6 protein-coding genes are annotated in these 6,177 nt (G+C 73.7%); 4 read left to right on the top strand and 2 right to left on the bottom strand.

The features are described 5' to 3' along the window. Nucleotides 1–1,479 (top strand): aldehyde dehydrogenase family protein (locus tag QL983_RS09830; protein ID WP_290152726.1); only part of this gene is annotated, 1,479 nt, incomplete at its 5' end. A 68-nt stretch (nt 1,480–1,547) separates the two neighbouring features. Then, on the top strand, nt 1,548–3,143 hold the full coding sequence (locus QL983_RS09825) for a GMC oxidoreductase (RefSeq protein WP_207476623.1): 1,596 nt from the start codon (nt 1,548–1,550) through the stop codon (nt 3,141–3,143). A gap of 112 nt (nt 3,144–3,255) precedes the next feature. On the opposite strand, the gene QL983_RS09820 is transcribed toward QL983_RS09825, so the two are convergent. Next, a complete protein-coding gene (locus QL983_RS09820) occupies nt 3,256–3,732 on the bottom strand; it encodes an Hsp20/alpha crystallin family protein (protein ID WP_041104345.1) in 477 nt (158 codons plus the stop codon). Nucleotides 3,733–3,827: 95 nt separating this feature from the next. Beyond that, nucleotides 3,828–4,361 (bottom strand): O-acetyl-ADP-ribose deacetylase, encoded by a 534-nt coding sequence (locus tag QL983_RS09815; RefSeq protein WP_070709582.1) that lies wholly within the window; start codon nt 4,359–4,361, stop codon nt 3,828–3,830. A 56-nt stretch (nt 4,362–4,417) separates the two neighbouring features. On the opposite strand from QL983_RS09815, the gene QL983_RS09810 reads away from it, so the two are divergent. Together QL983_RS09810 and rmuC are read left to right on the top strand one after the other, a co-directional pair. Continuing rightward, complete coding sequence (locus QL983_RS09810; protein ID WP_095694819.1) at nt 4,418–4,855, top strand: hypothetical protein; 438 nt, start codon at nt 4,418–4,420, stop codon at nt 4,853–4,855. A 65-nt stretch (nt 4,856–4,920) separates the two neighbouring features. Beyond that, nucleotides 4,921–6,177 (top strand): DNA recombination protein RmuC (gene rmuC, locus QL983_RS09805; RefSeq protein WP_136940217.1); only part of this gene is annotated, 1,257 nt, incomplete at its 3' end.

Genomic DNA, 6,177 nt, shown 5'->3' with positions numbered 1-6,177 from the left:
GACCCCACCGCCACCCAGTTCATCGACGGCGCCTGGGTGCCGTCCTCGGACGGCGGCACCCGCACCATCCACTGCCCCGCCGACGGCACCGAGGTCGGCGTCGTCGCCGAGGGCACCCGCGAGGACACCCTCGCCGCGATCGCCGCCGCCCGCCGCGCGTTCGACAGCGGCATCTGGTCCTCCACCCCCGCCGCCGAGCGCGGCGACCTGCTCATCCGCCTGGCCGACCACATCCTGGAGCACCGGGACGAGTTCGCCCGTGCCGAGGCCCTTGACACCGGCAAGCGCCTCGTGGAGGCCGAGGGCGACATGGCGGACATCGCCGCCTGCTTCCGCTACTTCGGCAAGATCGCGGACCAGAACCCCGGCCGGCTCGTCGACGCCGGCGACCCGACCGTCCTCTCCCGCGTGGTCACCGAGCCGGTGGGCGTGTGCGGCATGATCACCCCCTGGAACTTCCCGCTGCTGCAGGCCGCCTGGAAGATCGCCCCGGCCCTGGCCGCCGGCTGCACCTTCGTGCTCAAGCCCGCCGAGCAGACCCCCCACACCGCCATCCTCACGATGCGCGCCCTCGAGTCGCTGGGCCTGCCGGCCGGCGTCGCGAACCTGGTGCTGGGCCCCGGCGCCACCGTGGGCGAGCCGCTCTCCTCCCACCCGGACGTGGACCTGGTCTCCTTCACGGGCGGACTGGCCACGGGCAAGACCATCGCCCAGGCCGCCGCCGGCACCGTGAAGAAGGTCGCCCTCGAGCTGGGCGGGAAGAACCCCAACGTGATCTTCCCCGACGCCCACTACGAGGCGGCCCTGGACAACGCCCTCAACGCCGCGTTCACCGACTCGGGCCTGGTGTGCTCGGCCGGCACGCGCCTGATCGTCCACGAGTCGATCGCCGAGCGCTTCGTGGACGACCTCGTCGAGCGCGCCGGGCACATCGTGATGGGCGGCCCCTTCGACGAGCACGCCGAGACCGGCCCGCTGATCTCCGCGGCCCACCGGGACAAGGTGACGGACTACGTCCGCCGCGGCGTCGAGGCCGGCGCCCGCCTGCGCGTGGGCGGGCACTGGGGCGGCGAGGAGCACAAGGACGGCTTCTTCTACGCCCCCACCGTGCTGGACCGCTGCGACCGGGACAACCCCGCCGTCATTGAGGAGGGCTTCGGCCCGGTGATCACCGTGGAGACGTTCTCCACCGAGGCCGAGGCCATCGAGATCGCCAACCACACCGAGTACGGCCTCGCCGGGGCCGTGTGGAGCTCCGACGCCGGCACGTGCCAGCGCGTCTCCCGCGCCCTGCGCCACGGCACCGTGTGGATCAACGACTACCACCCGTACCTCCCCCAGGCCGAGTGGGGCGGCTTCAAGGCCTCCGGCATCGGCCGCGAGCTCGGCCCCACCGGGCTGGGCGAGTACGTGGAGCACAAGCACATCTACCAGAACACCGAGCCCGCGGTGACCGGCTGGTTCGCCGACCGCCGCTGAGCCCCCTCCCCGTGGGCGCGGGGTCAGCCCCCGCGCCCACCCGTGACCACCGAAAGGACCCCCGGATCGTGACCACCACCACCCCCGACGCCTCGACCCCGCAGCCCGACACGCCCGTCTACGACTACATCGTGGTCGGCGGCGGCTCCTCCGGCGCCGCTCTCGCGGCCCGCCTGTCCGAGGACCCCCAGATCAGCGTCGCCCTGCTGGAGGCAGGCCCCACCGACGTGGATCTCGACGAGGTCCTCGAGCTGCGACGGTGGCCCGAGCTGCTCGAGTCCGGCCTGGACTGGGACTACCCCATCGAGCCGCAGGAGAACGGCAACTCCTTCATGCGCCACTCCCGGGCCAAGGTGCTCGGCGGCTGCTCCTCCCACAACTCCTGCATCGCGTTCTGGCCTCCCCGCGAGGACCTGGACCAGTGGGAGGCGATGGGCGCCACCGGCTGGGGCGCCGAGCACACCCTGCCGCTGGTGAAGAAGCTCGAGAACAACCGGGCCGAGGGCGATCACCACGGCCACGACGGCCCCGTCGAGCTGATGGACGTGCCCGCCGAGGACCCGGCCGGCGTCGCCCTGCTCGAGGCCGCCGCCGAGGCCGGCATCCCGACGACGACGTTCAACACCGGCGAGACCGTCGTGAAGGGAGCCAACTGGTTCCAGATCAACCGCAAGCAGGACGGCACGCGCGCGTCGTCGTCGGTGTCCTATCTCCACCCGATCCTCGATCGCGAGAACCTGGACATCCTCACGGACCACTGGGTGAGCGAGGTGCTAGTCGACGAGGACCGCCGCGCCTACGGCGTCCGTCACGTCGCGGACCGGCACGGCCGGCAGGCCGAGATCCACGCCCGCGCCGAGGTCATCCTCTCCGCCGGGGCGATCGACACGCCCAAGCTGCTGATGCTCTCCGGGATCGGCCCCGCCGAGCACCTGGCCGAGCACGGCCTCGACGTGCGCGTGGACGCCCCCGGCGTCGGCTCCCACCTGCAGGACCACCCCGAGGCGGTCATCTCCTGGGAGTCCAAGCAGCCCATGTACCGCGACGCCACGCAGTACTGGGAGATCGGGATCTTCTCGCCGACCACGGAGGGGCTGGACCGCCCCGACCTGATGATGCACTACGGCTCCGTGCCGTTCGACATGCACACCTACCGCCAGGGGTACCCGACGGCGGACGAGACGTTCTGCCTGACCCCCAACGTCACCCACGCCAAGTCCCGCGGCACCGTGCGCCTGCGCTCCAACGACTACCGGGACAAGCCGGCCGTGGACCCGCGCTACTTCACCGACCCGGAGGGCCATGACATGGCCGTCGCGGTGGCCGGCATCCGGCTGGCCCGGGAGATCGTCTCCCAGCCGGCGATGGCGGCGTGGGCGGGGCGCGAGCTCGCCCCGGGCGTGGAGGCGCAGACGGACGAGGAGATCGCCGACTACGTGCGCCGCACCCACAACACCGTGTACCACCCGGTGGGCTCGGTGCGCATGGGCGCCGACGACGACGCCATGAGCCCCCTGGACGCCCGCCTGCGCGTCAAGGGCGTGACGGGCCTGCGCGTGGCCGATGCCTCCGTGATGCCCGAGCACGTGACCGTGAACCCCAACATCACGTGCTTCATGATCGGTGAGAAGGCGGCGCAGCTGATCCTGGCCGACCGCGCCTGACCACCACGCAGATGCGGCGGGCCCCCCGGTGGGGGGCCCGCCGCATTCGCGTTCGGGGGACGGGCCGCGCGCCGGTCACGCCGGCCGCGCGCGCGGCTCCGTCAGCGGGCGATCACTCGCCGGAGGTCTCGACGGCGGAGTCCTCCACTGCCTCACCCTCTACGGCCTCGCCCTCCACCTGGGCGGCGGAGCCGGTGTGCTTGACCTGGATCTTGCGCGGCTTGGCCTGCTCGGCCACCGGGATGGTCAGCAGCAGCACGCCGTCGCTGTAGTCGGCCTCGATCTTGTCCAGGGCCAGGCCCTGGCCGAGGTTGAGCTGGCGGGCGAAGGTGCCGGCCGGACGCTCCTTGGTGAGCCAGCGACGGTCCTCCCCGGCGGGGGCCTCCTTGCGCTCGGCGCGGACGGTGAGCGTGCGCTCCTCGACGTCCACGTCGATCGAGCTCGGGTCCACGCCCGGCAGCTCCACCTCGGCGACGAACACGTCGCCCTCGCGGTAGAGGTTCATGGGCATGGAGGCGGCGCCGGAGGTGCGGGCGAAGCCGGTCATCAGGCGCTCCATCTCGCGGAACGGATCAATGGGACGAGCCATGGTCGATCACTCCTCATGCAGGGCGGGCCGCTCCGGTTGAGCGGCGACTGTCCTGTGCAACGCCGTCCCCCCACGGGGTATTCCACGGAGTTGAGTCAGTCCCGCTCAACCCTGTCCAGGACGGTCCGGAACGCGGCCTCCGCCGTCTCGCCGTAGGGCACGAACAGCACCTCGTCCACGGTGCCGCCCACCTCGTCCGCCATCGCGTGGCAGGTCTCGACGGCGATCCGCGCCGCGTCCTCCATGGGCCAGCCGTAGATCCCCGCGGAGATCGCCGGGAACGCGACCGTCCGGGCGCCGAGCCCGGCCGCCACCTTCAGGGACTCGCGGTAGCACGAGGCGAGGGTGTCGGACTTGTCGATCGTCTTGGCCCACACCGGGCCCACCGTGTGGATGACCCAGCGCGCGGGCAGGCGCCCCGCCGTCGTCGCGACGGCCTGCCCGGCGGGCAGCCCCTCCGGCAGGTCGGTCTCGCGCAGGCGGCGGCACTCGGCCAGGATCTCGGGGCCGCCGCGCCGGTGGATGGCGCCGTCCACGCCTCCGCCGCCGAGCAGGGTGGAGTTGGCGGCGTTGACGACGGCGTCCGCGTGCGTGGCCGTGATGTCCCCGGGGGCGATGGTGAGCTGCATGGGTTCACGCTAGGCGCGGGTGGGCGCCGTCGGACAGGGCCGGTAGCCTCGGCCCCATGAGCACCCCGACGCCCACCGGACCGACCCCCACGCCTCCCGGCGGCGAGCTGCTGCCGCTGATCAGCCTCGCGGTGGAGCACGTGTTCGACACGCTCGGCCGGCAGCCCGTGTTCGCCCCGACGATCCTCGCCGTCGCCGCCGACGGCCAGCGCGGCATGTGGGAGCACCCGGACCTCGAGCCCGAGCAGGCGGCCGCCACGGTCGCGAAGATCAGCCCGCGCCCCACGCGGGCGGTGGCCGTGTTCGACGGCGAGATCGAGACGGCGGACGGGCCCCGCCCGGCCGTCGCGGTGGAGGCCTTCGACGCCGCCGCCCTGGCCTCGACCCGCATGGTCTTCCCGTACCTGCCCGGCGTGGCCGCGGCGGGCATCGCCGCCCGCGTCGACGGCGACCCGCAGGTCGTGGCCAACGGCCCCAACCCGCTCTTCGGCTGAGCCGCCCACCACGACGACGGCGCGCCGCCGCCTAACGTGTCCCTGCGGCCTGCGAGGGTGGGGGCATGGAGATCCTCAGCCTGCTGCTCGCCCTCATCCTCGGACTCGTGCTCGGCGCCCTGGTGGGCGCGTGGCTCATGTGGCGCCGGGCGGCCGGCGGCGGTGAGGAGGCCCGCCGGGCCCAGGCCGAGCTGGCCGCGCTGCGCACCGAGCACCAGGGGACGCGAGAGGAGCTCGCGGCCGCCCGGGCGGAGCAGCGCGCGCTCACGGCCGCGCGCGCCGAGGACGCCGAACGCCAACGCGCGGAGTCCCAGGTGATGTCCACGCTCGCCCCGCTGGGCCAGCGGCTGGCGGCGCTCCAGGAGCAGGTGAGCGTGCTGGAACGGGACCGGGCGTCCCAGTTCGGCCGGCTCGGGGAGCAGCTCCGCGCCGCCGCGGCCACGGACCGGGACCTGCTGAACCAGACCACGTCGCTCATGGCCACCCTCAAGTCCACCTCCGCGCGGGGCCACTGGGGCGAGGCGCAGCTGCGGCGGGTCGTCGAGGCGGCGGGCATGCTCCACCACGTGGACTTCACGGAGCAGGCCACGCTGTCCGGCAGGGACGGCGAGCGCCTCCGCCCGGACCTCGTGGTGTCCCTGCCCGGCGGCAAGGCCATGGCCGTGGACGCCAAGGCCCCCATCGGGGACGCGCTGGCCGCCGAGGCCCTCGCGGATGAGCCCGGCGAGGAGGCGTACGAGCGGCGTCAGGCGCTGGCCGCCCAGCACGCCGCGGCCGTGCGCCGCCACGTGGACCAGCTCTCCGCGAAGTCCTACTGGGCCGGCCTCGAGCACTCCCCCGAGCTGGTCCTGTGCTTCCTGCCCGCCGAGTCACTCCTGGCCGCGGCCCTGGACGCGGACCCCGGGCTGCTGGACCACGCGTTCTCCCGGAACGTCGCGCTCGTCGCCCCCGTCTCCCTCCTGACCGCCCTGAAGTCCGTGGCCTATGCCTGGCGGCAGGACACCCTGGCCGAGAACGCCCACACCGTGGTGGCCAGCGCGAAGGACCTCTACGAGCGCCTCGGCACGCTCGGCACCCACCTGGACCGCATGGGCGGATCCCTCAAGACCGCCGTGGACCGCTACAACCAGCTCGTCGGCAACGTCGAGTCGCGCGTGCTCCCCGCCGCCCGGCGCCTCCGCGACGCCGACCCGGGCCTGGCCCCCACGCCGGACATCCGCACGCTCGAGTCCGCGCCCCGGCCCCTGGCCGCCCCGGAACTGGTCGCGGGCGTGGAGGAGGACGAGCTGCGCCGTCGTCGGGCGGAGTCGGCGCGGGAGGCG

The sequence above is a fragment of the Micrococcus sp. APC 4021 genome, from assembly GCF_030407635.1.
GTDB classification, from domain to species: domain Bacteria; phylum Actinomycetota; class Actinomycetes; order Actinomycetales; family Micrococcaceae; genus Micrococcus; species Micrococcus luteus.
This window is presented reverse-complemented; position numbering and strand designations above follow the sequence as displayed.

Bases quoted from the DNA above. Each gene is read 5' to 3' on its own strand.
- QL983_RS09820 (WP_041104345.1), bottom strand. From the start codon at position 3,732: ATGGCTCGTCCCATTGATCCGTTCCGCGAGATGGAGCGCCTGATGACC.
- QL983_RS09815 (WP_070709582.1), bottom strand. From the start codon at position 4,361: ATGCAGCTCACCATCGCCCCCGGGGACATCACGGCCACGCACGCGGAC.
- QL983_RS09810 (WP_095694819.1), top strand. From the start codon at position 4,418: ATGAGCACCCCGACGCCCACCGGACCGACCCCCACGCCTCCCGGCGGC.